General features: G+C 67.3%; 24 protein-coding genes and 1 tRNA gene. 13 read left to right on the top strand and 12 right to left on the bottom strand.

Annotated features, from left to right (window positions below; all coding sequences use genetic code 11):
- Window positions 1–2: 2 nt before the first annotated feature.
- Entirely contained in the window at window positions 3–791 is a 789-nt protein-coding gene (locus tag RZE77_RS14825) for a class I SAM-dependent methyltransferase (protein ID WP_319438130.1), read from the bottom strand.
- Window positions 792–908: 117 nt separating this feature from the next.
- Here RZE77_RS14825 and RZE77_RS14820 point away from each other — a divergent pair, with 117 nt between their 5' ends.
- From RZE77_RS14820 to rng, 8 genes are read left to right on the top strand one after another with little or no spacing between them, the layout of a single operon-like run.
- Window positions 909–1,634: a YebC/PmpR family DNA-binding transcriptional regulator gene (locus RZE77_RS14820; protein ID WP_125965578.1), complete on the top strand. Its 726-nt coding sequence runs from the start codon at window positions 909–911 to the stop codon at window positions 1,632–1,634.
- 38 nt (window positions 1,635–1,672) lie between these two features.
- Window positions 1,673–2,971, top strand: a complete 1,299-nt coding sequence (gene purD / locus RZE77_RS14815; protein WP_319438129.1) for a phosphoribosylamine--glycine ligase — start codon at window positions 1,673–1,675, stop codon at window positions 2,969–2,971.
- Window positions 2,971–3,888: an oxygen-dependent coproporphyrinogen oxidase gene (hemF, locus tag RZE77_RS14810; protein WP_319438128.1), complete on the top strand. Its 918-nt coding sequence runs from the start codon at window positions 2,971–2,973 to the stop codon at window positions 3,886–3,888. Before purD ends, hemF begins: the two co-directional genes overlap by 1 nt.
- Window positions 3,885–4,514: a nicotinate (nicotinamide) nucleotide adenylyltransferase gene (gene nadD / locus RZE77_RS14805; protein WP_319438127.1), complete on the top strand. Its 630-nt coding sequence runs from the start codon at window positions 3,885–3,887 to the stop codon at window positions 4,512–4,514. The genes hemF and nadD overlap by 4 nt, the downstream gene beginning before the upstream one ends.
- Window positions 4,514–5,179 (top strand): ribosome silencing factor, encoded by a 666-nt coding sequence (rsfS, locus tag RZE77_RS14800; protein WP_062367049.1) that lies wholly within the window; start codon window positions 4,514–4,516, stop codon window positions 5,177–5,179. Before nadD ends, rsfS begins: the two co-directional genes overlap by 1 nt.
- The gene (rlmH, locus tag RZE77_RS14795; protein ID WP_012747795.1) at window positions 5,176–5,643 is read left to right on the top strand and encodes a 23S rRNA (pseudouridine(1915)-N(3))-methyltransferase RlmH; all 468 of its coding nucleotides are present in this window, start codon (window positions 5,176–5,178) and stop codon (window positions 5,641–5,643) included. Before rsfS ends, rlmH begins: the two co-directional genes overlap by 4 nt.
- Window positions 5,640–6,245, top strand: coding sequence for a Maf family protein (locus RZE77_RS14790; protein ID WP_319438126.1), 606 nt, complete (start codon window positions 5,640–5,642; stop codon window positions 6,243–6,245). Before rlmH ends, RZE77_RS14790 begins: the two co-directional genes overlap by 4 nt.
- A gap of 6 nt (window positions 6,246–6,251) precedes the next feature.
- Entirely contained in the window at window positions 6,252–7,778 is a 1,527-nt protein-coding gene (gene rng / locus RZE77_RS14785) for a ribonuclease G (RefSeq protein ID WP_319438125.1), read from the top strand.
- A gap of 10 nt (window positions 7,779–7,788) precedes the next feature.
- On the opposite strand, the gene msbA is transcribed toward rng, so the two are convergent.
- Window positions 7,789–9,573 (bottom strand): lipid A export permease/ATP-binding protein MsbA, encoded by a 1,785-nt coding sequence (gene msbA, locus RZE77_RS14780; RefSeq protein ID WP_319438124.1) that lies wholly within the window; start codon window positions 9,571–9,573, stop codon window positions 7,789–7,791.
- A gap of 251 nt (window positions 9,574–9,824) precedes the next feature.
- On the opposite strand from msbA, the gene tolB reads away from it, so the two are divergent.
- The 5 genes from tolB to RZE77_RS14755 all read left to right on the top strand — a co-directional run bounded on the left by tolB (window position 9,825) and on the right by RZE77_RS14755 (window position 13,343).
- Window positions 9,825–11,051 carry a Tol-Pal system beta propeller repeat protein TolB gene (gene tolB, locus RZE77_RS14775; protein WP_319426163.1) on the top strand — a complete coding sequence of 409 codons (1,227 nt, stop codon included), beginning with the start codon at window positions 9,825–9,827 and terminating at the stop codon, window positions 11,049–11,051.
- Between the two features lie 25 nt (window positions 11,052–11,076).
- Window positions 11,077–11,595: a peptidoglycan-associated lipoprotein Pal gene (pal, locus tag RZE77_RS14770; protein ID WP_319426162.1), complete on the top strand. Its 519-nt coding sequence runs from the start codon at window positions 11,077–11,079 to the stop codon at window positions 11,593–11,595.
- Window positions 11,595–12,344, top strand: coding sequence for a tol-pal system protein YbgF (gene ybgF, locus RZE77_RS14765; protein WP_319438123.1), 750 nt, complete (start codon window positions 11,595–11,597; stop codon window positions 12,342–12,344). Before pal ends, ybgF begins: the two co-directional genes overlap by 1 nt.
- Window positions 12,345–12,375: 31 nt before the next feature.
- Window positions 12,376–13,206 (top strand): tRNA threonylcarbamoyladenosine dehydratase, encoded by an 831-nt coding sequence (locus RZE77_RS14760; RefSeq protein WP_405547611.1) that lies wholly within the window; start codon window positions 12,376–12,378, stop codon window positions 13,204–13,206.
- Window positions 13,207–13,267: 61 nt separating this feature from the next.
- A tRNA-Lys gene (locus RZE77_RS14755) sits at window positions 13,268–13,343 on the top strand.
- Window positions 13,344–13,401: 58 nt separating this feature from the next.
- On the opposite strand, the gene RZE77_RS14750 is transcribed toward RZE77_RS14755, so the two are convergent.
- From RZE77_RS14750 to argA, 10 genes are all read right to left on the bottom strand, one after another.
- A complete protein-coding gene (locus tag RZE77_RS14750) occupies window positions 13,402–14,070 on the bottom strand; it encodes a helix-turn-helix domain-containing protein (protein WP_319438121.1) in 669 nt (222 codons plus the stop codon).
- 429 nt (window positions 14,071–14,499) lie between these two features.
- Window positions 14,500–15,003 (bottom strand): hypothetical protein, encoded by a 504-nt coding sequence (locus RZE77_RS14745; protein WP_012747818.1) that lies wholly within the window; start codon window positions 15,001–15,003, stop codon window positions 14,500–14,502.
- Between the two features lie 23 nt (window positions 15,004–15,026).
- Window positions 15,027–16,979, bottom strand: coding sequence for an ABC-F family ATP-binding cassette domain-containing protein (locus RZE77_RS14740; RefSeq protein ID WP_319438120.1), 1,953 nt, complete (start codon window positions 16,977–16,979; stop codon window positions 15,027–15,029).
- Between the two features lie 142 nt (window positions 16,980–17,121).
- Window positions 17,122–18,003, bottom strand: a complete 882-nt coding sequence (gene prmB / locus RZE77_RS14735; RefSeq protein ID WP_319438119.1) for a 50S ribosomal protein L3 N(5)-glutamine methyltransferase — start codon at window positions 18,001–18,003, stop codon at window positions 17,122–17,124.
- Complete coding sequence (dapE, locus tag RZE77_RS14730) at window positions 18,000–19,175, bottom strand: succinyl-diaminopimelate desuccinylase (protein ID WP_319438118.1); 1,176 nt, start codon at window positions 19,173–19,175, stop codon at window positions 18,000–18,002. Before dapE ends, prmB begins: the two co-directional genes overlap by 4 nt.
- Window positions 19,176–19,191: 16 nt before the next feature.
- Complete coding sequence (locus tag RZE77_RS14725; RefSeq protein ID WP_319426099.1) at window positions 19,192–20,340, bottom strand: PilT/PilU family type 4a pilus ATPase; 1,149 nt, start codon at window positions 20,338–20,340, stop codon at window positions 19,192–19,194.
- A 34-nt stretch (window positions 20,341–20,374) separates the two neighbouring features.
- Window positions 20,375–21,208, bottom strand: coding sequence for a 2,3,4,5-tetrahydropyridine-2,6-dicarboxylate N-succinyltransferase (dapD, locus tag RZE77_RS14720; RefSeq protein WP_319438117.1), 834 nt, complete (start codon window positions 21,206–21,208; stop codon window positions 20,375–20,377).
- Window positions 21,209–21,252: 44 nt separating this feature from the next.
- Window positions 21,253–22,464 carry a succinyldiaminopimelate transaminase gene (dapC, locus tag RZE77_RS14715; protein WP_319438116.1) on the bottom strand — a complete coding sequence of 404 codons (1,212 nt, stop codon included), beginning with the start codon at window positions 22,462–22,464 and terminating at the stop codon, window positions 21,253–21,255.
- A 74-nt stretch (window positions 22,465–22,538) separates the two neighbouring features.
- Window positions 22,539–23,177: a LysE family translocator gene (locus tag RZE77_RS14710; protein WP_319438115.1), complete on the bottom strand. Its 639-nt coding sequence runs from the start codon at window positions 23,175–23,177 to the stop codon at window positions 22,539–22,541.
- A gap of 25 nt (window positions 23,178–23,202) precedes the next feature.
- Window positions 23,203–24,549, bottom strand: a complete 1,347-nt coding sequence (gene argA / locus RZE77_RS14705; RefSeq protein ID WP_319426095.1) for an amino-acid N-acetyltransferase — start codon at window positions 24,547–24,549, stop codon at window positions 23,203–23,205.
- Between the last annotated feature and the right edge of the window lie 39 nt (window positions 24,550–24,588).

The following is a 24,588-nucleotide window of genomic DNA, read 5'->3' as shown; positions in this document are numbered from 1 at the left end:
GGTCAGCCGGCCTCGACAGTGTTTTCTGGTTTGCGCGCCATGTATTCGGAGAACACACCAAGGCTCGCGTGGCGGCGCACGTCGGTGAAGCCCGCGGCGCGCAGTGCTTCGAGCACGCGCTCGGGCGGAATGCAGGCCTCGATGGTGTCCCAGTAATAGCGCCACAACTCGGAAGTGTTGCTGCGGCGGCCGACCACGCGGGCGATCAGCGGCACCACGGCGCGCATGTAGGCCTTGAGCAGCGCGGTGGCGATGCGGCCGTTCGGCTTGGTGATCTCGAGCACCACCACGCGTCCGCCGGGGCGCAGCACGCGGTGGAACTCGCCGAAGGCGGCCGCCACGTCGCTGATGTGGCGCATGGCGTAGCCCATGCTCACGAAATCGCAGCTGGCATCCGGCCGGGGCAGCGCTTCCGCCACGCCCTGGACCAGTTCGACGCCAGGCAGGTCGACCTGTTCCATCATGCCCGCGCTGGGATCGACGCCCACGAGCCGGCCCGTCGGGCCGATGATCCTGAGTGCCTCGCGGGCGACCAGCCCGGTGCCGATGCCGACGTCGAGCACCTGTGCGCCCGGCGCGAGCCCGGCCTGCGAGAGGGCGGCGCGGCGGTACGACGGGCCGGTGCCGAAGGCCAGCACGCTTTCGATGCGGTCGTAGTCGGCGGCGGTGCTGTCGAAGATGCGCCGCAGGAACGCCTGGTGCTCCGCCTCGTTCCTGTAGTACAGCGGCAATGGGGTGTGCGGCGGCAGGATGGTCGGATTCCCGGGCCCGACGGAAGGCGATGGCGTCATCGAAGGATTATCACCAAAAGACCTTGCCGCTTTGGCGCCGGCGCGCCGGCCGTTGTGCGCGCCGGACAGTAAACTCGGAGCTTGCTTTGAAAACACAAGACAGCGAGATAGAAAGCCATGGCCGGACACAGCAAATGGGCGAACATTCAGCACCGGAAGGGCCGCCAGGACGAGAAGCGCGGCAAGCTCTGGACCCGCGCCATCCGTGAAATCACCGTGGCTGCCCGCGCCGGCGGCGGCGACCTCAGTGCCAACCCGCGGCTGCGGCTGGCGGTCGAGAAGGCCAAGGCGGTCAACCTGCCGATCGACACCGTCAAGCGCAACATCGACAAGGCCACCGGCAACCTCGAAGGCGTCAATTACGAAGAAATTCGTTACGAAGGGTACGGCATCGGCGGCGCGGCGATCATCGTCGACACCATGACCGACAACCGCGTGCGCACCGTGGCCGAAGTGCGCCACGCCTTCTCCAAGCACGGCGGCAACATGGGCACCGAGGGCTCGGTGGCCTTCCAGTTCAAGCACTGCGGCCAGATCATCTTCGCCCCCGGCACCAATGAAGACAAGGTGATGGAAGCCGCGCTCGAAGCCGGCGCCGAGGACGTGGTCACCGACGACGACGGCGCCATCGAGGTGATCACCGCCGTCGCCGATTTCGAAGCCGTCAAGAATGCGCTCGAAGCCGCCGGCCTCAAGCCCGAGGTGGCCGAGGTCACCATGCGCGCCGAAAACACGATCGAACTGACCGGCGAGGACGCGGCCAAGATGCAGAAGCTGCTCGATGTGCTCGAAGACCTGGACGACGTCCAGGAGGTCTATCACAACGCCGCGCTCTCCGAATGAATGAACATTGATCCACAGCGAATGAAGAAGGCCCACGAATGAAGGTACTGGTAATTGGAGGAGGGGGCCGGGAGCACGCACTGGCGTGGCGGCTGGCGCAGGCCAGCCGGGTCAGCCGCGTGTACGTGGCGCCGGGCAACGGCGGCACCGTGAGCGACGAGCGCTACGACTGCATCGACATCACCGAGCCCGCCGCGCTGCGCGAGTGGGCTGCCAAGGAAAAGATCGCGCTGACCGTGGTCGGCCCCGAGGCGCCGCTGGCAGCAGGCGTGGTCGACGAATTCCGCGCGCACGGCCTGCGCATCTTCGGCCCCACGCAGGCCGCCGCGCAGCTCGAGAGCTCCAAGGCCTTCTCCAAGGCCTTCATGAAGCGCCACAAGATCCCCACGGCCGAGTACGAGGCCTTCACCGATGCCGCGGCAGCACACGCCTACATCGACGCCAAGGGCGCGCCGATCGTCGTCAAGGCCGACGGCCTGGCCGCCGGCAAGGGCGTGGTGGTGGCCATGACCGCACAGGAGGCGCACGAGGCGGTCGACTTCATGCTGGTCGACAACAAGTTCGGTGTCTCCCACAACGACGGCGGCGCGCGCGTCGTCATCGAGGAATTCCTGCAGGGCGAGGAAGCCAGCTTCATCGTGCTGTGCGACGGCAAGAACGTGACCGCGCTGGCCACCAGCCAGGACCACAAGCGCCTGCTCGACAACGACGAAGGTCCCAACACCGGGGGTATGGGCGCCTATTCGCCCGCGCCCGTGGTCACGGCCGAGGTGCATGCGCGCGCAATGCGCGAAATCATCCTGCCGACCATCCGCGGCATGGAAAAGGACGGCATCCCGTACACCGGTTTCCTCTACGCCGGCCTCATGATCGACGCCTCCGGCCATCCCAAGACGCTCGAATTCAACTGCCGCATGGGCGACCCCGAGACACAGCCGATCATGATGCGGCTCAAGTCCGACCTGTTCGAAGTGTTCTGGCATGCCACCGACGGCACGCTCGACCAGGTCGAGCTGCAGTGGGACCGGCGCGTGGCGCTGGGCGTGGTGATGGCGGCGCACGGCTATCCGCTCTCGCCACGCAAGGGCGACCGCATCACCGGCATTCCGCCCGAGGCGCCCGATGCCGTGGTGTTCCACGCCGGCACCACCCAGCAGGACGGCGAACTCAAGACCAGCGGCGGGCGCGTGCTGTGCGTGACCGTGCTGGCTGACAGCGTGAAGCTCGCGCAGCAGCGGGCCTACGAAGTCGCCGCGCGCATCGGCTTCGACGGTGCGCAATACCGCAAGGACATCGGACACCGCGCGGTCCACGCGCGCAACAACCCGCACGCCTGATGCAACAGACCAACCCGGCAGCGGTCGGCGACTACCTGCGCAAGCTGCAGCAGGAGATCGTCGCGGCCGTCGAGGCGGCCGATGGCGGTGCCTGCGTGCGCGACGCCTGGCAAAAGGAGCCCGGCGAGGCGCTGCAGGGCAGCGGCCTCACCTGCATCCTGGAAGGCGGCGCGCTGTTCGAGCGCGCGGGCTGCGGTTTCTCGCAGGTGCGCGGGCCCAGGCTGCCGCCTTCGGCCACGCAGAACCGGCCCGAGCTCGCGGGCGCGCCCTTCGAGGCCATGGGCGTTTCGCTGGTGTTCCATCCGCGCAATCCCTATGTGCCCATCGTCCATATGAACGTGCGCATGCTGGCTGCGCTGCCCGAGGGCAAGGACCCGGTGTGCTGGTTCGGCGGCGGCATGGACCTCACGCCCTGCTATGGCTTCGAGGACGACGCGGTTCACTTCCACACGGTGTGCCGCGACGCGCTGGCCCCTTTCGGCGACGACAAGTACCCACGCTTCAAGACCTGGTGCGACGAGTATTTCTTCCTGAAGCACCGCAACGAGCAGCGCGGCATCGGCGGCATCTTCTTCGACGACTTCGCCGAGGGCGGATTCGAGAACGGCTTTGCCATGATTCGCTCGGTGGGCAATGCCTTCCTGCCGGCCTACCGGCCCATCGTCGATCGCCGCCGCGCCATGCACTGGGGCGAGCGCGAACGGGCGTTCCAGCTCTACCGGCGCGGACGCTACGTGGAGTTCAACCTCGTATGGGACCGCGGCACGCACTTCGGGCTGCAATCGGGCGGGCGCACCGAATCGATTTTGCTGTCGATGCCGCCGCTGGCCAGCTGGGCCTATCGGCAGCAGCCGGAGCCAGGCAGCCCCGAAGCCGCGCTGTACAGCGACTTCATCGTGCGGCGCGACTGGTTGTGATCCCCACCGGCACGGCTCCGCGCATCGGCATCTTCGGCGGCGCCTTCGACCCGCCGCACAACGCCCACGTCGCGCTGGCCGAGGCCGCATTGGCGCAGTTGGATCTCGCCGAACTGCACGTCATTCCGACGGGCCAGGCCTGGCACAAGAGCAGGGCGCTGACGCCCAAGGAAGATCGCCTGGCGATGGCCCGCCTGGCTTTTGGCGGATTGACGGGCACGGTCGTCATCGACAGCCGCGAAGTGTTGCGCGACGGCCCCACCTACACGCTCGACACCCTGCATGAATTGCAGCGGGAGCAGCCCGGCGCCCAGCTCGTCCTGATCATGGGCGCCGACCAGGCCAGCGCACTGCCGACATGGCACGGTTGGCAGGCTATACTCGGCATTGCTATTGTTTCTGTAGCGTATCGCGCATTATCGACGGGCGGCACTGCTCGTTTTGATCCGAAGATGCTGCCCGGCCTGCCGGCTGGCGCGCGTTTCGAGGCGCTCGAATTGCCGGCCATGGACACCAGCGCCACCGACATCCGGCGGCGTGCGGCGCTTGGCGAGGACATTTCCTCGCTGGTTCCGTCCGCCGTTGCACGCTATATTGACCAACACCACCTTTACCGCCCTGCCTGATGACCACTGAAGCCGCCGCCAAGAAAGACACCCAGAAACTCCAGCGAGCCATCATCGATGGTCTCGAAGACGTCAAGGCGCAGGACATCCAGGTTTTCGACACCGAGCATCTCTCGCCGCTGTTCGAGCGCGTGATCGTGGCCTCGGGCACCTCTAACCGGCAGACCAAGGCGCTGGCCGCCAGCGTGCGCGATGCCGTGCGCGAAGCCGGCTTCGGCAAGCCGCGCATCGAGGGCGAGGACAACGGCGAGTGGATCATCGTGGACTGCGGCGCGGCCGTCGCGCACATCATGCAGCCCGCCATCCGCCAGTACTACCACCTCGAGGAGATCTGGGGCGACAAGCCGGTGCGCGCCAAGCTCGGCGGCACCAAGCCGGCCCTTGCCACCGCCTCCAAGGTGATCGAGGAAAAGAAGCCGGTCGCGGCCAAGATGCCCAACCTGCGCCGCGCGAGCGCGGCCAAGACCGCCATCCGCGCGGCCGAGCAGGAAGCCAAGGCCGAGAAGGCGAGCCGGAGCCCGGCAAAGAAGACCGCCGCCAAGAAGGCGCCGGCCCGGAAGACCACCACGGCACGCGTGCCGGTCAAGGTGGTCGGCAAGCCCGCTGCCAAGAAGCCAGCCGCAAAGAAGGCGCCTGCCAAGAAGGCGCCTGCCCGCCGCGCATGAAGCTGCTGGTGGTCGCCGTCGGGCAGCGCATGCCCGACTGGGCGCAGACCGCCTGGGACGACTACGCCAAGCGCTTCCCGCCCGAGCTCAAGCTCGAACTGCGCGCCGTCAAGACCGAACCCCGCGGCTCCAAGTCGCTCGAGACGCTCTACGCGGCCGAGCGCGAACGCATCGAGGGCGCCATCGCCAAGGGCATGCGCATCGTCGTGCTCGACGAGCGCGGCACCGCACTCACCACCAAGGCCCTGGCTGCGCGCCTGCAGGCCTGGCAGGGCGAGGGCGACGACGTGGCCCTTGTGATCGGCGGGCCCGATGGCCTCGACCCCGCCTTCAAGGCCGCAGCCCACGAGCGCATCCGCCTGTCCGACCTGACCCTGCCGCACGCGATGGCGCGCGTGCTGCTCGTGGAGCAGCTGTACCGGGCCTGGTCGGTCAACGCGGGCCATCCGTATCACCGGGAATGAGCACCGGCTTCATCTACCTTGCATCCCAGAGCCCGCGCCGCGCCCAGCTGCTCGGCCAATTCGGCGTCCGCCACGAACTGCTGCTGGCCGGTACCGACGAAGATGCCGAATCGCTCGAAGCGGTGCTGCCCGGTGAATCGCCGACTGCCTACGTGCAGCGCGTGACGGGCCTGAAGCTCGATGCGGCGGTCGCGCGGCGCAAGCGCCTGGGACTCGCCGATGCGCCGGTGCTCTGTGCCGACACCACGGTGGCCCTCGGCCGCACCATCCTCGGCAAGCCCGAGGATGCGCGCGATGCCGAGCGCATGCTCGCGCTGCTGTCGGGCACCACGCATCGCGTGCTGACGGCCGTGGCGCTGCAGCATGGCCGCCGGCGCCATGCGGCGCTCAGCGTGTCGCGCGTGCGCTTTGCAGCCATGACCCGAAAGCAGATCGCGCGCTATGCCGCCAGCGGCGAGCCGCTCGGCAAGGCCGGCGCCTATGCGATCCAGGGTGCGGCGGCTGCGTACATCGAGCACATCAGCGGGTCCTATTCGGGCATCATGGGACTCCCGATGTTCGAGACCGCGCAGCTTCTTCGCAGCGCCGGTTTCATTATTTAAGACCTCATGCAAGACATCCTGATCAACTGGTCCCCGCAGGAGACCCGTGTGGCGCTGGTCGAGCACGGCGCGGTGCAAGAGCTGCACGTCGAACGCACGCTGGAGCGCGGGCTGGTCGGCAACATCTACCTTGGCAAGGTGTCGCGCGTGCTGCCGGGCATGCAGTCGGCCTTCATCGACGTCGGCCTCGAGCGCACGGCCTTCCTGCACGTGGCGGACATCGTGGCGCCGTTCACGCCGGGCTCGCGGCCGAGTGCGCCGGCCCCCGAGCGCGACCACCGCAACGGCGGGCCGATGGTGCCCATCGAGAAGCAGGTGTTCGAAGGCCAGTCGCTGCTGGTGCAGGTGATCAAGGATCCGATCGGCACCAAGGGTGCGCGGCTTTCCACGCAGATCAGCATTGCCGGCCGGCTGCTGGTGTTCCTGCCGCAGGACAACCATATCGGCGTTTCGCAGAAGATCCCTTCGGACCAGCGCGAATCATTGCGCACGCGCATGCTCGCGCTGATCGAGGCCGCCGCAGCGGCCGACAGCGGCGGCGTGGTGCCTGCCAACACCGGCGGCTTCATCCTGCGCACCAACGGCGAAGATTCGTCCGACGCCGAGCTGGCCGAGGACATCGCCTACCTGCGCAAGACCTGGTCGCGCATCCGCGAGGCGTCGAGCAAAATGCCGCCGATGTCGCTGCTGCACCAGGACCTGAGCCTGCTGCAGCGCGTGCTGCGCGACATGACCAGCGAAGACACGCAGACCATCCGCATCGATTCGCGCGAGCAGTTCGAGGTGCTGCTCAAGTTCGGGCTCGAATACATGCCGCAGGCGGCCGGCAAGCTGCAGCACTACAAGGGCGAGCGGCCGATCTTCGACCTGTATTCGGTCGACGAGGAAATCGCCAAGGCGCTGGGCCGTCGCGTCGAACTCAAGTCGGGCGGCTACCTCGTGGTCGACCAGACCGAGGCGCTCACCACGGTGGACGTGAACACCGGCGGCTTCGTGGGTGCGCGCAATTTCGACGACACCATCTTCAAGACCAACCTGGAAGCGGCGCAGGCCATCGCGCGCCAGCTGCGGCTGCGCAACCTGGGCGGGATCATCATCGTCGACTTCATCGACATGGGGCGCGACGACCACCGCGAGCAGGTGCTGGCCGAGTTCCGCAAGCAGCTTGCGCGCGACCGCGTCAAGACCACGGCGGGCGGCTTTTCGCAGCTCGGCCTGGTCGAGATGACGCGCAAGCGCACGCGCGAATCGCTGGCCCACATGCTGTGCGAGCCCTGCGCGGCCTGCGGCGGGCAGGGCATCGTGAAGACCGCGCGCAGCGTGGCCTACGACGCCATGCGCGAGATATTGCGCGAGGCGCGGCAGTTCACGCCGCGCGAGTTCCGCATCGTGTCGTCGCCGCAGGTGATCGAGCTGTTCCTCGACGAGGAAAGCCAGCATCTTGCGGGGCTGAGCGACTTCATCGGCAAGCCGATTTCGCTGCAGTCCGAGCCCGCCATCGGGCAGGGCCAGTACGACATCGTGCTGCTCTGAAGGCTTCTTGTCAGAGCGGCGGGTCCTGCCCCGGCGTTGCGCTGCGCATCGCCAGCGTCTGCAGCCGGGCATAGAGCCCGTCCAGCGCCATCAACTGCTCGTGGCTGCCTTGCTCGGCGATGCGGCCTTGCTCCATCACGATGATGCGGTCGGCGTGCTGGATGGTCGACAGCCGATGCGCGACGATCAGCGTGGTGCGGTTCTGCATCAGGCGATGCAGGGCGTCCTGCACCAGCCGCTCCGATTCGGTGTCGAGGGCCGAGGTGGCCTCGTCGAGCAGCAGGATGGGCGCGTTCTTGTAGAGCGCGCGTGCAATGGCTAGGCGCTGGCGCTGGCCGCCGGAAAGCTGCGTGGCGTTGTGGCCGAGCACCGTGTCGATGCCCTGCGGCAGGCTTTCGACGTGGGAGGCGAGGTTGGCGGCTTCTATGCACTGCTGCACGCGAGCGCGATCGACCGCGGCGCCCAGCGCCACGTTGGCGGCCAGCGTGTCGTTGAGCATCACCACGTCCTGGCTTACCATCGCGAACTGCGCGCGCAGGCTCTTGAGTTCCCATTCGCTGGTGTCGTGCCCGTCGAGCAGCACCTGTCCGCCGCTCGGCAGCACGAAGCGCGGCAGCAGGTTGACCAGCGTGGTCTTGCCGGAGCCCGAAGGGCCGACGAAGGCCACCACCTGGCCCGGCTCGATCGTCAGGTTCACGCCGTCGAGCGCGCGGGCTTCGTCCTCGCCGCGGTAGCTGACCTTGACCTCGCGCAGCTCGATGCGGCCTTGTGCATGCTCGATGGAGAAACTGCCCTGCGGCTCCGGGGCCACCTCGTCGATCAGTACCAGGCCGCGTTCGAGCGCTGCAAGGCCGCGCGTGATGGGCGCGGCCATGTCCGCCAGGCGGCGGATCGGCGCGATCAGCATCAGCATGGCCGTGATGTAGGCCACGAAGCCGCCCACGGTCAGGCCCTGTTCGCCGCTCTGCCAGAGCGCGATCATCACCACCACCGACAACGCGAGCGCGGCCATCATCTGCGTGAGCGGCGTGGTGGCGGCCTGCGCAATGGTCGATTTCACGGCCAGGCGGTTCAGGCGCTGGCTCAGCTGTTCGAAGCGCTCGCCTTGCGCAGCCTCGGCCCCGTGCAGCCGCACCATGCGGTGCGCGAGCACGTTCTCTTCCACCACGTAGGCCAGTTCGTCGGTGGCCTGCTGGCCCTGCTGCGTCAGGCGATACAGGCGCTTGGAAAACACCTTCATGATCCACGAGATGCTCGGCACCAGGAAGGCGACGATGAGCGTGAGCTTCCAGTTCAGATAGACCAGGTAGGCGAGCAGCGCCACCAGCGTGAAGCCGTCACGCGAAAGCCCGAGCAGGGCCTGCACCAGCAGCATGGAGCCGGTCTGCACTTCGTACACCACGGTGTTGGAAAGCGCGCTGGCCGACTGCCGCGAGAACAGGGCCAGCTCGGCCGCCAGCAGGCGCTGGAACAGCACGCGGCGCAGCCGCTGCATGCCTTCGTTGGCGATGCGCGAGAGCGCATATTGGGAAATGAACTGCGCGATGCCGCGCACCGCGAACAGCAGCAGCACGGCCGCCGGCACGATCCACAGCGCGAGCTGGCCGCGGTTGAAGCCGCGGTCGAGCAGCGGCTTCAGCAGGGCCGCCATCAAGGGCTCGGTGACGGCCGCCAGCAGGGCGCCGATGAGCCCGACGGCCCACCAGTGGCGCGAGCCGCCGAACCAGGTCATGAGTCGCGCCAGCCGGCGTGTCAGGGGAGGGCGTGCGGTCTCACTGCCGGGGGATGCTTGCATGGCGGCGGATTCTACGGGCCTCACCGGAGGGCCTTCGGAGGGCCGCCGTGTAGGACCGCATCGCCCGATACACGTTTTGTGACGGCACGATCGAACCAGTGTGTAACATGTGGCCCGTCGCACCGGGTAGAACTTTTTGCCCCGAAACATCTCCGAACCGCATGAACAAGCCGTTGCCAGTTTCCATTCCAACTCCTTCTTCATCGCTTTTTGCACGCCGCGCCTTGATTGCGGCTCTTGCTGCAACTCCCATGCTGCCCGCGCTCGCCCAGTTCCGGGTCGAGGTGTCGGGCGTCGGGCTCACGCAGCTGCCCATTGCGCTGGTTCCGTTCAAGGGGCAGGACGCCTCGCCGCAGAAGATCTCCGAGATCGTGCAGGCCGACCTGGAGCGCAGCGGCCAGTTCCGCGGCGTCGATGCTTCGGGCCAGGCGCTGGACGAAGCCTCGCGCCCCGACCTCGCGCTGTGGCGCCAGCGCACGGCCGATTCGCTCGTGGTGGGCAGCGTCACGCGCCTGGCCGACGGCCGCTTCGACGTGCGCTTTCGCCTCTGGGACGTGGTGCGCGGACAAGACCTCGGCGGTCAGAGCTACACCGTTCCGCAAGGCGACCTACGGCTCGCGTCGCACCGCATTGCCGACTACGTCTATGAAAAACTGACCGGCGACAAGGGCATCTTCTCGACCCGCATCGCCTACGTGACCAAGGGCGGCAGCCGCTATTCGCTGTGGGTGGCGGATGCCGACGGCGAGAACGCGCAGGCCGCGCTCGCCAGCCCTGAGCCCATCATCTCGCCGGTCTGGTCGTCCAACGGGCAGCAACTGGCGTACGTGTCCTTCGAGTCGCGCAAGCCCGTGGTGTACGTGCACAACGTGGCGAGCGGGCAGCGCCGCCTGCTGGCCAACTTCCGCGGCTCCAACAGCGCACCGGCGTGGGCGCCCGATGGCGGCTCGCTGGCCGTCACGCTCAGCCGCGACGGCGGCTCGCAGCTCTACACCATCCCGGCGGGCGGCGGCGAGCCACGCCGGCTGACCCAGAGCGCCAGCATCGACACCGAGCCGGTCTACTCGGCCGACGGCAGCACGATCTACTTCGTGAGCGACCGCGGCGGCGCCCCGCAGATCTACAAGATGGGCGCCAGCGGCGGTGCGCCGACGCGTGTCACCTTCAGCGGCACCTACAACATTTCTCCTTCTGTCAGCGGCGATGGCCGGTGGTTGGCCTACATCTCCCGCGTTGGCGGTGCCTTCAAACTCCACGTGATGGAGTTGGCCACCGGCAATGTCTCGGCCATCACCGACACCTCGGCAGACGAGAGCCCGAGTTTTGCCCCCAACAGCAAGCTGATCGTCTACGCAACGCACCTGCAAGGCCGCGAAGCGCTCATGACGACCACGCTGGATGGAAAAATAAAGGCACGGCTGGCGGGACAGGGCGGAGACATAAGAGAACCGGACTGGGGTCCGTTTCAAAAGCAATGACCAAGGTTTATTTGAGGAGTACCCAATGTTGAAACGTACGATTTATTCGCTGGCCATCGTGGCTCTGATTGCCGGTTGCTCGTCGGGCACCAAGCTCAACGACGCCCCGGTGACCGACCGCTCCGGCACCGCCGGCGGCCAGCAGGGCAGCGCGAGCGCAGTGGCGCCCGTCACCATCGATCCCAATGCCGGTACCGCACAAGGTCCGGTCGGTATCGAACGGATCGTCTTTTTCGACTACGACAGCTACACGGTCAAGCCCGAGTTCCAGTCCCTGATCGACGGCCACGCCCGTTTCCTCAAGGCCAACCCGCAGCGCCGCGTTTCCATCGAAGGCCACACCGACGACCGTGGCGGCCGCGAGTACAACCTTGCACTGGGCCAGAAGCGCTCCGAAGCCGTCCGCCGCGCGTTGACGCTCTTGGGCGTGAACGATGCCCAGATCGAAGCCGTCAGCTTCGGCAAGGAAAAGCCGGCGGTCCAGGGCTCGGGCGAAGAAGCCTGGGCGCAGAACCGCCGCGCTGAAATCCGCTACACCCGGTGATGCAACACACCCTGTTGCGAGGCGCGGCACTGGCTGCTGCCTTGCTTTGCGTTTCGGTCGGCTCGCAAGCTGCGTTGTTCGAGGATGACGAGGCGCGCCGCGCCATCCTCGACCTGCGGCAGCGGGTGGAGGCGATGCGCCAGCAGACCGACCAGCGGCTTGCCGACGAAAACGGCCAGCTGCGCCGCAGCCTGCTCGACCTGCAGAACCAGATCGAGCAGATGCGGGGCGACCTCGCGCGCATGACCGGCCAGAACGAACAGCTGCAGCGCACGGTCAGCGAGATGCAGTCGCGCCAGACCACCATCGACGACCGGCTCAAGCAGAACGAGCCGACGAAGGTTTCGGTGGACGGCCGCGAATTCACCGCCGATCCCAAGGAAAAGGCCGACTTCGACGCTGCGCTCGGCATCTTCCGTGCGGGCCAGTTCGCGCAGGCGCAAACCGCGTTTGCCGAATTCGTCAAGCGCTACCCGCAAAGCGGCTACAACGCCTCCGCGCTGTTCTGGCTCGGCAATGCGCAGTACGCCACGCGCAACTACAACGAGGCCATCGCGAACTTCCGCTCCATGCTGTCGCTTGCGCCCGACCACGCCAAGGCTCCCGAGGCCGTGCTGTCGATCGCCAACTGCCAGATCGAGTTGAAGGACACGCGCGCCGCGCGCCGCACGCTGGAAGACCTGACCAAGGCCTATCCGCAATCCGAAGCCGCCCAGGCGGGCCGCGAGCGTCTCTCGCGCCTGCGCTAACGACGGCGGAGCCCTCCGCTTGAGCGCAGCCATCCTTCCCGATGCGTCGACCGCCGCCGCGAATGTCGTCACCGACACCGCGGCGCCCGACTTCGCGCGCCGCTTCGGCGGCCTCGAACGCCTGTACGGCGTGGCCGGTGCCGCGCGCATCCGCAACGCCCACGTGCTCGTGGCCGGCATCGGCGGCGTGGGATCGTGGGCGGTCGAGGCGCTGGCACGCAGCGGGGTGGGGCGGCTCACGCTGATCGATCTCGATCACGTCTCGGAGTCGAACATCAACCGGCAGATCCACGCGCTCGATGCGACCGTGGGGCAGGCCAAGGTCGAGGCCATGCGCGACCGCATTGCGCAGATCAATCCCGACTGCAAGGTGCTCGCGCTCGATGAATTCGTCGAGCCCGGCAACTGGACAGCGTTGCTCGACGCGGCGCAGGCTGCCAACGGCCCTGCAACGGCCGTCATCGACGCCTGCGACCAGGTCAAGGCCAAGCTCGCGATGGCCGCATGGGCGCGCGCGTCGCGCAGCGCCTTCGTCACCGTGGGCGCGGCCGGCGGCAAGCGGCAGGCGCACAAGGTCGACATCGACGATCTCGCGCTCGTCACGCACGACCCGCTCCTGGCCCAGCTTCGCCAGCGCCTTCGCAAGGAGCATGGCGCTCCGCGCGAGGGCCGCAAGATCGGCGTGGCCTGCGTCTTCAGCCGCGAGAGCGTCGCGCCGCCCGATGCCTCCTGCGCCATCGAAGAAGGCGACGGTTCGCTCAACTGCCATGGCTACGGCTCGGTGGTGAGCGTGACCGCGACTTTCGGCCAATGTGCAGCAGGTTGGGTTCTCGACAAGATTGCGAGCAACGCCACGCTATAATCTTTGGCTTTGCCGGATTCAACGCCGGTGAAGAAAAACCGAAAAAGAAGAAATTGGTTCCGGGACGTTAGCTCAGTTGGTAGAGCAGCGGACTTTTAATCCGTTGGTCACTGGTTCGAATCCAGTACGTCCTACCAGACCCATACAAAAAGCCGCTCATCGAGCGGCTTTTTTATTGCCCGCAGAAGATCGGCGTCAGTCCTCGTCTTCCCACTTCCCCACGACGGTGCCGAGCACCGTGAACGCGGCGCGGATCGGCTCGTGCTTGGGATTCAGCGGCAGCAGCCAGCGGCGGCCGTCTTCCTGCTTGAAGACCTTGAAGGTGACCTCGTTGCTTGCATCGAGCCTGGCAATGATGCGCTCGCCGTCTTCAGGCGTTGTTCGCTGCGTGTCGACGAAGATGATGGACTCCGCGGGATAGCTCTTCAGGTGGCCGCTCGGTGCGGTCATGCTGTCGCCCCGCACGCGCAGCGCGTAGGTGTTGCCGGGACTGTGATGCGCAACGCAGGGAAGCCAGCGCTCGGCCTGGATCGCTCCTTGCGCGGCACCCTTCCATGAGGCGACCTGCGTCCATGCGATGAGGGGAACGGTGCCGGGCGTGCCGGGATTGAAAGAGGGGCCCGACGGCGGCGTGCGTGTGACCCGGTAGGAGCCTGGAGGTTCGCTGGCGTTGTCGCGCGCCGCGCGTGGCTGGGGGACGTCCCAGGGCGCAGGGCCGTCGCCGGTGTCGAGCCAGTTGGGATCGACGCGGTAGGCGCGTGCCAGCGCGAGCAGGGCCATCGAGCGGCCGGTGTCGCCGCGTTCTATCTTCGAGATGTTGGATTGCTTGACGCCTGAAGCCGCTTCGGCTTGCTTCTGAGTCATCCTGGCGTATTTGCGCGCTGCCAATGCGCGCGCGGCAATAGTCTCCATGGGCGCCGATTTAAGCGCAGGCGAATATTCACTTTGGACTCTAGAATAGTTGAAAGGGAGTATTTGCCATGAAACCACGCAAGTTGGTGCTGGCGCCGAAAGCCGCGAGGCCGAAGCACAAGCCAATTGAAGAGCGGAGCCACCACGCATGCGGCGTGGTGCCGCGCTCAGACCGTATTCACCCGTTGGGCTGAGCCGTGCGGAGGCTCCTGCCGCCGGGCCTGTGGCTCGACCGCGCGCTGTGCGCGCTGTTGGCGCTGCTGTCCGCCGCGGCGCTTTTCCATGGATTTCGATCGCAGGACGACGGCCTGGCCGGCCTGGGGATCGCGGGCCTCGTTGCCGCGGGGTGGATCGGGACCGCGTTGTTCGACGACAGCGCCTTCAGGCGGGCGCGTGCGGTCCGGGAGGCGGTAGAGAAAGCGTCGCGCTCACGCGCACGCAATCCTTGATGTGCTGCTCGCCCAGGGCGCGCAAGGCCGCGTAGCCGAGCGCAGCGGAAACGATCTGCCCGGCAATCGGCACGTACTTGGCAGCCTGCTTGGCCGTGAGCTTCACGCCGGCATGCCGCGCGAGCTTGATCAGCAGGTCGCGCGTGACGAGCCTGCCGACCAGCAGCGCACCAACGGTCGTGGCGGCCTTCTGGATGCGTTCGCGCTGGTGCGGCGCGAGCTTTTCGACCTGGGTGACCGACAGGCCGAACTCGGCGCTGATCTGCGGCACCAGTCGCGAGAGCAGGGCCGCATCGGCTGCCCAGTCGATGCCCGGCAGGGGCACGGCGCTGGCGGCCGCGGCCATCAGCGCCTTGCGGCCGATCAGACGGCGGCTGCGGTGGATGGCCGCGATCAGCTTTTCGTCACCACGGGCCAGTTCGATGGCGGATGGCATGCAGGGCGTCTCCTTCGGAAGGATCAGGCCGCGAGCGCCTCAAGCTGGTCCGAAAGGGCCAGCCAGCGCTCTTCGAGGCGGCCGATTTCGTCGTTGAGGGCTTTCAGCCGCTTGCCCGCTTCGGCAATCTCTGCCGGCGGCAAAGGCTGCGCCAGGCGCGCCTCGAGCGCGGTGCGTTCGCTGCCGGCCGCAACCAGCCGTTCGTCGATCTGCGCGATCTCGCGCTTGATCGGCTTGGCCTGGTCGCTGCGCTGCTGGCGGTCCTGAGCGTCCTGTTTCGGCGCCGGCGCGGCCGTGTTGGCGGCTTCGCGCACGGCCACCTTGGCTTCCTCGCGCAGCCGCTTGGCTTCGTCGAGCAGGTAGCGCTGGTAGTCGTCGAGGTCGCCGTCGAAATCGGCGACCACGCCGCGGCCCACGAGCCAGAACTCGTCGCACACCGAGCGCAGCAGCGCGCGGTCGTGGCTCACCAGCATCAGCGTGCCTTCGAACTCGTTGAGCGCCACCGCCAGCGCCTCGCGCGTGGCCAGGTCCAGGTGGTTGGTGGGCTCGTCCAGCAGCAGCAGGTTGGGGCGCTGCCAGACCATCATCGCGAGCACCAGGCGCGCCTTCTCGCCGCCGCTCATGGTGCCCACGGGCTGCTTCACCATGTCGCCGCTGAAGTTGAAGCTGCCCAGGAAGCCGCGCAGCGCCTGCTCGCCGGTGCTTTCCTTGACGGCGCTGCCCAGCTCGCGCGCCATGCGCACCATGTGTTCGAGCGGGTTGTCCTGCGGGCGCAGCACGTCGAGTTCCTGCTGCGCGAAGTAGCCGATGTTGAGGCCCTTGCCTTCGGTGACCTGGCCGGCCAGCGCGCCCATTTCGCGCGCAATGGTCTTCACCAGTGTCGACTTGCCCTGGCCGTTGGCGCCCAGGATGCCGATGCGCTGGCCCGCGAGCACAGAGCGGCTCACGCCCCGCAAGATGGTCTTGGGCTCTTCGCCCTCGATCTCATAGCCGAAGCTCGCATTGCTGATCGAGAGCATCGGGTTCGGGATGTTGCCCGGCTCCTTGAACTCGAAGGTGAAGTCGGCCTCGGCCAGCAGCGGCGCGACCTTTTCCATGCGCTCCAGCGCCTTGACCCGGCTTTGCGCCTGCTTGGCCTTGCTGGCCTTGGCCTTGAAGCGGTCGATGAACTTCTGCAGGTGGGCGATCTTGTCCTGCTGCTTGGAGAAGGCCACCTGCTGCTGCTCCATCTGCAGCGCGCGCATGTCCTCGAACTTGCTGTAGTTGCCGCCGTAGCGCGTGAGCTGCGCGTTGGCGATGTGCAGCGTGACGTCGGTCACGGCGTCGAGGAACTCGCGGTCGTGGCTGATGACGATCATGGTGCCGGCGTACTTCTGCAGCCAGGCCTCGAGCCAGACGAGCGCGTCCAGGTCCAGGTGGTTGGTGGGTTCGTCGAGCAGCAGCAGGTCGCTCGGGCACATCAGCGCGCGGGCCAGCTGCAGGCGCATGCGCCAGCCCCCCGAGAAGCTGTTGACGGGCTCGTCGAGCTCGTGCGACTTGAAGCCCAGCCCGAGCACCAGCGCCTGCGCGCGCGGCACGGCGTCGTGCTCGCCGGCGTCGGCCAGGTCGGTGTAGGCGTGGGCCAGTTCCATGCCGATGTCGGCGTCGTCGGGGTTGGCTTCGTAGGCGGCCTCGATGGCCGCCAGCGAGGCGCGCAGTTCGGCCAGCCGGGTGTCGCCGCCCACCACGAAGTCGGTGGCCGACTCCTCGGTTTCGGGCATGTCCTGCGCCACCTGCGCCATGCGCCACTGCTTGGGCACGTAGAAGTCGCCGCCGTCTTCGTGCAGCGAACCGTTGAAGAGCGCGAACAGGGTCGACTTGCCGGCGCCATTGCGCCCGACGAGGCCGACCTTCTCACCGGGATTGATGGTGACGGTGGCGCCGTCGAGCAGAACCTTGGCGCTGCGGCGAAGAATGACGTTTTTGAGAGTAATCATGAAATAGGAACCGTAGGGGCGATTATCCCGCCCGGCCCGTGGCGGCCTGGCGCGAAGGGACAAATGGGGAGGACACCACCCGGAGAAGGAGGGCCGCAGCCGTGCTGCGGGAAGCGGCAGAAAGGGGCGTGGGCGGGCGCAGCTAACGCGCGCCGGCGCCGGCCAGCAGCGCGGCTCGGGTCACGAGCAGGACCTGGTCCTCGCCCGCGGAGGTTTCCAGCCACACGACTTCGAGCTGCGGGAAGGCGGCCTCGAAGTATTCGCGCTCGTTGCCGATTTCCAGCACCAGCACGGCCTCTTCGCTCATGCGGGAAGGCGCGTCGGCGAACAGCTGGCGCACGAAGTCCATGCCGTCGGTGCCGCCGGCCAGCGCCAGTTCGGGCTCGGCGCGGTATTCGGCGGGCAGGGCGGCCATGCTCGCGCTGTTCACGTAGGGCGGGTTGCACAGCACCAGGTCATAGGGACCCGGCAGGCTGGCAAGACCGTCGGATTCGACCAGCCGGATGCGCGCATCGAGCTGGTGCCGCGTGACGTTGATGGCCGCGACTTCGAGCGCCAGGGCCGACAGGTCGGCGGCATCGACCGTGATGTCCGGATAGGTCATGGCCGCGAGGATGGCGAGGCTGCCGTTGCCCGTGCACAGGTCGAGCACGCGCTGCGTGTGCTCGCCGAGCCAGTAGTCAATGCTGCCGTCGGCGATCAGCTCCGCGATGAAGCTGCGCGGCACGATGGCGCGCTCGTCCACGTAGAAGGACACGCCCTGCAGCCATGCCTCCTTGGTCAGATACGCGGCGGGCTTGCGCGTGGCAATGCGTTCGTCCAGCAGCGCCGCGACCTTGCCGGCATCGGCCGGCGAGACGGCCGTGTCGGCCACCGCGTCGATGTCGTCCAGCGGCAGCTTCAGGCGCCACAGCACCAGCCATGCGGCTTCGTCGAAGGCGTTGGCGGTGCCGTGGCCGAAGGCGACCCCGGCCTCTTCCAGCCGCTTGGCGCCAGCTTCGATCAGCTCGATGACTGTGCTCATCGGGCGAGCGACGCTTCGAGGCGCTCCAGCGTGCGCTTGTAGATGTTCTTCAGCGTCTCGATCTCGGCCACGTCGATGTGCTCGTCGATCTTGTGGATGCTGGCGTTGACCGGGCCGAGCTCGACCACCTGCTTGCAGATCTTGGCGATGAAGCGCGCATCGCTGGTGCCGCCGCTGGTCGAGAGCTCGGTGGCGATGCCGGTTTCGTCGGCAATGGCCGCCTGCACTGCGCTGACGAGTTCGCCGGGCGTCGTGAGAAAGGGCAGGCCGCCGATGGTCCAGGCGAGCGTGCAGTCGACGCCGTGCGCATCGAGCACCGCATGCACGCGCTTTTGCAGGGATTCGGGCGTCGATTCGGTCGAGAAGCGGAAGTTGAAGTCGATGACGGCGCTGCCCGGAATCACGTTGCTCGCGCCGGTGCCCGCGTGAAAGTTGCTGATCTGCCAGCTGGTGGGCTGAAAGTAGGCGTTGCCCGCATCCCAGCCGCCCGCGGCGTTGATGGCCACCAGTTCCGCCAGCGCAGGCGCCACGGCGTGCACCGGGTTCTTTGCCAGATGCGGATAGGCGATGTGGCCCTGCACGCCATGGACCGTGAGCTTGCCGCTCATGGTGCCGCGGCGGCCGTTCTTGATCATGTCGCCGCAGCGCTCGACGGCGGTGGGCTCGCCGACGATGCAGTAGTCGATGGTTTCGCCGCGCGCAGCCAGCGCGTTGCAGACGATGACCGTGCCATCGATGCCCGGGCCTTCCTCGTCGCTGGTGAGCAGCAGCGCGAGCGTGAGCCTGGGATCGGGCGTGGCCGCAAGGAACTCCTCGATGGAGACAACGAAGGCCGCGATCGAGGTCTTCATGTCGCACGCGCCGCGCCCGTAGAGCTTGCCGCCGCGGTGGGTGGGCGTGAACGGGTGGCTGGTCCACTGCTCGACCGGCCCCGTGGGCACCACGTCGGTGTGGCCCGCGAACACCAGCGTCTTCGTCGGCGCGCTGCCGGCCGGGCGGCGCACCGCCCACAGGTTGGTCACGCGAAAATCGGCCGGGCCGCTTTCGATGGTCTCGAGCGTGAAGCCCAACCGTGCCAGCCGTTCGCCGAGGATCTGTTGGCAACCCGCATCCTCGGGGGTGACCGAGGGGCGCGAGATGAGTTGTTCGGCGAGCTGGAGGGTACGGGACATCGGCGGAAGGCTGTGTTCAGAACTTCACGTCGAGCGTGATGTCGGTGAAGGTGGGTTCGTCGACCTGGTCCGTCAGGCTGCGGTCTTCGGTCTTCTGCTTGGGCGCGGCGCGGTTCTGCAGCCGCCACATCAGGTTGGTGGGCGAGTCGGCCTGGGCCAGGCCTTCTTCGCGCGTCACGCGCTCTTCGGTGACGAGGCGGGCAATGTCTTCCTCGAAGGTCTGCGAGCCTTCCGCCATCGACTGCTCCATGGCTTCCTTGACGGCGGAGAAGTCGCCCTTTTCGATCAGCTCGGCCACCAGGGCCGTGTTGAGCATGACCTCGAGCGCGGGCACGCGGCCGCCGGTGGGCGTGCGCAGCAGCCGCTGCGACACGATGGCGCGCAGCGCCGAGCCCAGGTCGCCCAGCAGCGTGGGGCGCACCTCGACCGGGAAGAAGCTCAGGATGCGGTTGAGCGCGCGGTAGCTGTTGTTGGCATGCAGCGTGGCCACGCACAGGTGGCCCGACTGCGCATAGGCAATGGCGGCCGTCATGGTTTCGCGGTCGCGGATCTCGCCGATCTGGATCACGTCGGGCGCCTGGCGCAGCGCATTCTTGAGCGCGACCTGCAGCGACTCGGTGTCGCTGCCCACGTCGCGCTGGTTCACCAGCGACTTCTTGTTGGTGTAGGTGAACTCGATGGGTTCTTCCACCGTGAGGATGTGGCCCGTGGCGTGCTCGTTGCGGTAGTCGAGCATCGAGGCCAGCGTGGTGGTCTTGCCGGCGCCGGTTGCGCCCACCATCAGGATGAGCCCGCGCTTCTCCATGATGAGCGTCTTGAGGATGTCGGGCAGGTTCAGGTCGGCAAAGCTCGGAATGGTCGAGGCGATGTGCCGCACCACCACCGCATAGCTGCCGCGCTGGCGCATGGCGCTGATGCGGTAGTTGCCGGCACCCTCGAGCATCACGGCCATGTTGAGTTCGCCTGTTCGCTCCAGTTCCTGGATGCGGGCTTCGGGCACCACCTCGGCCAGCAGCGCGAGCGGCGCGGTGGCCGGCAGCACCTGGGCGTTGATCGGCACGCAGGTGCCGTTGAGGCGGATCAGCACCGGGGAGTGCGCCGAGAGGTAGATGTCGGAGGCCTTGCGCTCGGCCATCAAACGAAGAATCCGCTCCATCATGTTCATCGGTCTCTCTCCTCGGGTGCTGTTGTTTTCTCGATCAGTCGCGCAGCAGGTCGTTCAGGCTGGTCTTGGAACGCGTTTGCGCATCGACCGTCTTGACGATGATCGCCGCGTAGGTGCTGTATTCCTGGCCCGACTTGGTCTTCTTGGGCAGGTTGCCGCTGATCACGACGCTGCCGGACGGCACGCGGCCGAAGGAAGTCTCTCCGGTGTCGCGGTTGAAGATCGGGGTGCTCTGGCCGATGTACACACCCATGCCGAGCACCGAGTTTTCCTCGATCACCACGCCCTCGACCACTTCGGAGCGCGCGCCGATGAAGCAGTTGTCCTCGATGATGGTCGGGCCGGCCTGCAGCGGCTCGAGCACGCCGCCGATGCCGACGCCGCCCGACAGGTGCACGTTGGCGCCGATCTGCGCGCAGGAACCCACGGTGGCCCAGGTGTCGACCATGGTGCCTTCGCCCACGTAGGCGCCGATGTTCACGTAGGAGGGCATCAGGATCGCGCCCTTGGCGATGTAGCTGCCGCGGCGGGCCACGGCCGGCGGCACGATGCGAACGCCCGATTCCTTCAGCTCGTTGGCCGACAGGTGCGAGAACTTGGTGGGCACCTTGTCGTAGAAGCCGAGCGAGCCGGCCTGCATCTGCTCGTTGTCCTTCAGGCGGAACGACAGCAGCACGGCCTTCTTGATCCACTGGTGCACGGTCCACTGGCCCACGCTTTCGCGGGTGGCGACGCGCAGCTTGCCGTTGTTGAGCTCGGAAATCACGTGCTCGACGGCATCGCGCACTTCGGCAGTGGCGGTGCTGGACGAGATGTTGGCGCGGTCTTCCCACGCGGCGTCGATGATTTGTTGCAGTTGCTGGGTCATTGAGAAAGTCTCGTGTGAAAAATGGGTGCGGGCGGAAAAGCGGATCAGCGGCGGGCGTCCTTGCAGAAGCGGACGATGCGCTGGGCGGCCTCTACGCATTCGGCTGTTTCGGCGACCAGTGCCATGCGGATGCGGCCGCGGCCAGGGTTGGTGCCGTGGGCGGTCTCTCGCGCCAGATAGCTCCCCGGCAGAACCGTCACATTGTATTGAGCGTAGAGCGCGCGGGCGAAGGCTTCGTCGTCGCCAGCCCACACTTCGGGAATGCCGGCCCAGAGATAGAAACTGGCGTCAGGCAGGCGCACGTCGAGCACCGGTTCGAGCAGCGGCGTGACGGCCGCGAACTTGGCGCGGTACTGGGCGCGGTTGTCCACCACATGGGACTCGTCGCCCCAGGCCGCGATGCTGGCCGCGGCCACGGCGCCGCTCATGGCGCTGCCGTGGTAGGTGCGATAGAGCAGGAACTTCTTGATGATGGCCGCGTCGCCCGCCACGAAGCCGCTGCGCAGGCCGGGCACGTTGCTGCGCTTGGACAGCGAGGTCAGTGCAATCAGGTTCCGGAAGTCGGGCCGCCCGAGCTTCACCGAGGCTTCGAGGCCGCTGAGCGGAGGCTCGTCGCGGAAATAGATCTCGCTGTAGCACTCGTCGGCGGCAATCACGAAACCGTGGCGGTCCGACAGGTCGAAGAGCCTTTTCCATTCGTCCAGCGACATCACCGCACCCGTCGGGTTGCCCGGCGAGCAGACGAACACCAACTGCGTGCAGGCCCAGACGGCCTCGGGCACGCTGTCCCAGGCTACTGCGAAATTGCGCGCGGGCACGCTGGCCACGTAGTACGGCTCGGCGCCCGAAAGCAGGGCCGCGCCCTCGTAGATCTGATAGAACGGATTGGGCGACATCACCACCGGCTGCGGCGAGGCGGTGGGGTCGACCACGGTCTGCGCCAGCGAGAACAGGGCTTCCCGCGAACCATTGACAGGCAGCACCTGCGTGGCCGGGTCGAGCGCGAGGCTGTAGCGGGTTTTCAGCCAGTCGGTGAAGGCGGTGCGCAGAGCCAGATCGCCCGCGGTCGCGGGGTAGGCAGCCAGGGCACCGAGGCTGGCGCTCAGGGCGTCCTTGATGAAGCTTGGCGTGGCGTGCTTGGGTTCGCCGATGCCCAGGCTGATGGCCGGGAACTCGGGGTTGGGCGTGACGCCCGCGAACAGTTGCTTCAGCCGCTCGAAGGGATAGGGTTGCAACCGGGAAAGCAGGGGATTCATGCCCGGGATTATCGGTGACAGGTGTTACCGCTCCTGCCGAGGCGGCTACTGGCAGCCATGACGGCTGGCAGGCGTCAGGCCGCGCTGCGCCGGTAGAAGGCGAGCGAACCCGCCAGCGCCAGCAGCATGCCGCCGCAGGCGCGATCGACCCAGCGCGTGGCCGATGCCGTCAGCACCCGGATCGCGCGGGCGCCGACGAAGGCGTAGCCCAGCATCACCAGCGTGTCGAGGCCCGCGAAGATCAAGGCAATGATCAGGTACTGCGGCGCCTGCGCAGCCGCCGGATCGATGAACTGCGGCAGGAGCGCCGAGCAGAAGATGTAGCCCTTGGGGTTGGTCACCGCCACCAGGAAGGACTTGAAGAAGATGCGCCGGCTTTCGCCCGCCGTGACCGAGGCGGCAGAGTCCGCATCCGGCAGCTGGAAGCCGCCCTTGGAGCGCAGCATGCGCAGCCCGAGCCAGGCCAGGTAGACGGCGCCCACCCACTTGAGCATCGAGAACCAGAATTCCGAGGCCGCGAGCAGCGCACCGAGCCCGAGCGCCACGGCGCCGACCAGCACGAAGTCGGACAGCACCGCGCCGAGCATGCCCGGCAGCGCCCGGCGCACGCCGTGGCGGGAGCCGTTGCTCAGCGCCAGCAGCACCGTGGGGCCGGGCGTGGCGATAGCGGTGAAGGCGACGAGGGCGAACAGCAGGGCGGTGGCGAGCGTCATGGCGGCGGGCGTCCTTTTTTCAGGTTCAGATTTTCTTGACCAGCACCTGGCTCTTGCGGTCCCAGTTGTACTTGCGCTTGCGGGCTTCTGGCAGCCAGTCGGGATTGACCTGCTGGAAGCCGCGCTTGAGGAACCAGTGCATGGTGCGCGTGGTGAGCACGAAGATGCTTTCGAGGCCCATGGCCTTGGCGCGGTGCTCGATGCGCTTGAGGATGCGCTCGCCGTCGCCCTGCGACTGCGACTGGGGCGAGACGGTGAGCGCGGCCATCTCGGCGGTCTTGGCCTCGGGGTAGGGGTAGAGCGCCGCGCAGCCGAAGATCACGCCGTCGTGCTCGATGACGGTGTAGTGGCCCACGTCGCGCTCGATCTCGGTGCGGTCGCGCTTGACCAGCGTGCCGTCGCGCTCGAAGGGTTCGATCAGCTGCAGGATGCCGCCGATGTCGTCCACCGTGGCTTCGCGCAGGCTCTCGAGCTTCTCGTCGATCACCATGGTGCCGACGCCGTCGTGCACATAGACCTCGAGCAGCAGCGCGCCGTCCAGCGCGAACGGCAGGATGTGGTTGCGCTCCACGCCGCCCTTGCAGGCCTTCACGCAGTGCTGCAGGTAGAAGGCGGTGTCGGTCGGCTTTTGCGGCGGCGGCAGCGACGCCAGCAACTTCTCGGCCGCGGCAAGCGGCAGCTCGGTGTCGATGGGGTTGTCTTCGCTCTCCGGCAATTCGCTGTCGATGCGGATGCCCGGAACTTCGGTCAGGAAGATCAGCTTGTCGGCCTGGATGGAGATGGCCACGCTGGTGGCGACTTCTTCCATCGTCAGGTTGAAGGCCTCGCCGGTGGGCGAGAAGCCGAAGGGCGACATCAGCACCATGGCGCCGAAATCGAGCGTGCGGCGGATGCCCACGGCATCGACCTTGCGCACCAGGCCCGAATGCTTGAAGTCCACGCCGTCGACCACGCCCACGGGGCGCGCGGTGATGAAGTTGCCCGAGATCACGCGCACCGTCGACCCGGCCATCGGCGTGTTCGGCAGGCCCTGGCTGAAGGCGGCCTCGATCTCGTAGCGCAACTGGCCGGCAGCTTCCTGCGCCGAATCGAGCGCCACCTCGTCGGTGATGCGGATGCCGTGCGAGTAGCGCGCCTCGTGCCCCTTGGCCGCGAGCTGCTCGTTGACCTGCGGGCGGAAGCCGTGCACCAGCACGATCTTGACGCCCATGCTCTGGATCAGCGCCAGGTCCTGTGCAATGTTCTGCAGCTTGCCCGCCGCGATCGCCTCGCCTGCCAGCGCGACCACGAAGGTCTTGCCGCGGTGCGTGTGGATGTAGGGCGCGACCGAGCGGAACCAGGGCACGAAGGTGAAGTTGAAAACGGTGGACATGGAGCGTGATTGTGCATTCTTGGAGGGCGCTTGGTGCAG

This window comes from Variovorax sp. SPNA7 (genome assembly GCF_033807855.1).
Classification (GTDB): Bacteria; Pseudomonadota; Gammaproteobacteria; order Burkholderiales; family Burkholderiaceae_C; genus Variovorax; species Variovorax beijingensis.
The sequence above is the reverse complement of the archived record's forward strand: the minus strand, read 5'-3'. Positions and strand labels throughout refer to the sequence as shown.